Origin of the sequence: Clostridium sp., from assembly GCF_051656525.1 — a bacterium.
Taxonomy (GTDB): Bacteria; Bacillota; Clostridia; order Clostridiales; family Clostridiaceae; genus Clostridium.
Genome location: NZ_JBOGCC010000404.1, coordinates 1 through 2,051, shown reverse-complemented (window position 1 = coordinate 2,051; position 2,051 = coordinate 1). Strand labels below are relative to the sequence as shown.

Annotated in this window: 2 protein-coding genes; both read right to left on the bottom strand. The window is 29.8% G+C overall.

What is annotated here, in order from left to right; translation table 11 throughout:
* The coding region (locus ACRDDY_RS19540; RefSeq protein WP_438566578.1) for a sodium-dependent transporter at nucleotides 1-893 on the bottom strand (893 nt) is incomplete at its 3' end.
* A 242-nt stretch (nucleotides 894-1,135) separates the two neighbouring features.
* Nucleotides 1,136-1,912: a MerR family transcriptional regulator gene (locus ACRDDY_RS19535; protein ID WP_438566577.1), complete on the bottom strand. Its 777-nt coding sequence runs from the start codon at nucleotides 1,910-1,912 to the stop codon at nucleotides 1,136-1,138.
* Nucleotides 1,913-2,051 lie beyond the last annotated feature (139 nt).

Below are 2,051 nucleotides of genomic sequence, written 5' to 3'. Positions count from 1 at the left end.
CCAATTCCACTTGAAACAACTTCTGAAACTCCAACGCCTTGTGCTGTTGCCATATATCCTAAAATTCCAAATACAGCTAATGCAGATAAAAACTCAAAACCACAGTTTGCAAAGGCTGTTACAAATGCACTATTATTTATATCTGTTTTTCTTGGTAAATAACTTGAATATGTCATCATAATTCCTATTGCTATACTTAAAGAATAAAAAACTTGTCCATAAGCTGCAACCCATACTTTAGGATCTAAAACTCTATCCCAATCAGGTGTTAAAAGATTATTTAAACCTTCTGCTGCTCCCTCTAATGTAACTGCTCTCACTGCAATTATTATCATTATTACTACTAATGTTGGTAGTAATATTTTATTTATCTTTTCAATTCCTTTTTTAACTCCCTTAAAGCAAACAATCCAATTTATAAACCAAATTGCTGCAACACCTAATAAAATGTAAGGAACTACTCCACCAATCTCAAAAGGTGAATTACTTAACTGTAAAAACTCATTATGAAAAAATCCATTAGCATCATTTCCCCATCCATCTTGAAAACTAAGTACAAAATAATTCATAGCCCAACTTATAATAACTGAATAATAAGCAACTATAAATGCAGATGTAATAGTTGGCCACCAACCCATCCACTCCCACTTCTTCTTTGCTCTAGCTACTGCAAGTGGTGTTGTTCCTCTATATTTATGCCCCATAGAATACTCTAAAATAAGAAGCGGTATTCCAGCTGTAAAAATTGCAAAGAAATATGGTATTAAAAATGCTCCCCCTCCATTTTCATATGCAACATACGGAAACCTCCAAATGTTTCCAAGACCTACTGCTGAACCAACTGCTGCTAAAATAAAACCAACCTTTGATCCCCACTGCTCTCTATTTTCCATACACAATCCCCCCTTTTTGTATGCTTTAATAAAAAATCTTCTATTTTTTTATTACTTTTCTTTATTATTCCTTTTTTCTTTGATAATATATTTAATATTTTATTATATTTTTACTTATTTGTCATTAATTTCCTCTAAAATATACATATGTGTATTTTTGTTTTTATGTAAACATTTCCCCCTATTATTTTTTAAATTTCCATAAAAAAAGAAGACTTATTTTAAGCCTTCTCTGTACTCATTTATTTAATTTTCAAAATTTCACAAAGATATGTTGCATTCTTCTTATTTGGAATAAGATATTTAAATCTAACAAAAGCCTCTACGCTTCTTTCCATACCTGATATTTCTCCTATTATGCTCTCTATCTCTTCTTCTGTTCCACACCACTCTGTAGTTAAATATCCATTTTTTCTAGTCTCTATAACATATTCTAAAACACTCTTCTCTAAAAACTTCTCTAATTCCTTTTTATACTTTATATACAATACCCCTTCTTCATATATAGGCTTTCCATCTATATTACTATAATGAATATAATAGGCATCAATTAATCCTGAATCATCAAAAACATATCTAAAATCTCTTTCCTTTTCTTCTCCTGATATATTGTTTATATCTACTCCAATAAATGTTATCTTCTCATTAAACTCTTCTACAACAAGCTTCTCCTCAAAATTTGATATAGAATTTAACATCTTTTCATTCTCTTTTAATCTTTTCTTTATGCCTTTAAGTTCCTTCATCTTCTCATCAATTATCTTCTTCTGCTTTTTCATAAGCTTTCTATATTCTTCTACATCTTCACTATCTACAACCCTCTTTATCTCCTTTACAGGAATATCAAGCCTTCTAGCCTCTATCACTAAAGACAATCTATCTAAATCATCAATTGTATAATATCTATATCCATTCTCCTCATCCACCTCAGGCACTACAATTCCTTGCTTGTGATAATACCTTAAAGTGTCCATACTCACATTATATAGCTTACTTGCTTGTCCAATAGTTAATCTCACTTCTCTTCACTTCCTTTATTATTTAATTCTTTAACCTTTTATTTTTTCCTTTTTTCTAATAAAAAAAGACCTTATATGAAGGTCTTTTCAATTATATAAGTTTTATAGTTATTAAAATAACAGCAAAGCAAATCAAGAA